1 pseudogene is annotated in these 490 nt (G+C 71.0%); it reads right to left on the minus strand.

The window, feature by feature from the left end:
• Positions 1-456, minus strand: a pseudogene (locus ACSNOC_RS27925) (hypothetical protein); the annotation flags it as partial.
• Positions 457-490: the final 34 nt, after the last annotated feature.

A 490-nucleotide genomic window follows, 5' to 3' on the forward strand; every position in this document is an offset into this window, starting at 1 on the left:
GTCGGGTGGGCCGGGGCGGAAGAGGTGGTGGGCGGCGGTGTCGAGGCGGGCTCGGGGGGTGTCGGTTCCGGTGAGGTGGACCGTTGTCAGTATGACGGCGGCGGCTTGGGTCTGGGCTTTGGCGGTGGTGTGGAAGGTGTTGGTGAGGGTGTCGAGTTGGCGGGCGGGGATCGGGTACCAGCGGGTGCGGCGGTTGAGGCCGGTGGGGCGGTGCTCGGGGGAGTCGGTGACGAGGTGGTTCTTGATCTGGGCGAGTTGGTGGGGTGCGGCTTCGGCGAGGTGCTGGGCGGCGGTGAGCAGGCGGTGGAGGCCGTGGGTGAGTGGGCCGATGCCGCCGGTGCCGGTCAGGATGTCCACCGCTGGTCTGGTCTCACGGTGGGGTGTGGTGGGGTGCCACTTCTCGCCGTAGAGAAGGTGCCCGATGCGCAGGCTGACCGTCTCGACGGCCACGGTCACGGGGTGGGGTCTGGTCCGGGGCATGGGGTTGGCG

This window comes from Streptomyces sp. URMC 129 (assembly GCF_051386415.1).
Taxonomy (GTDB): domain Bacteria; phylum Actinomycetota; class Actinomycetes; order Streptomycetales; family Streptomycetaceae; genus Streptomyces.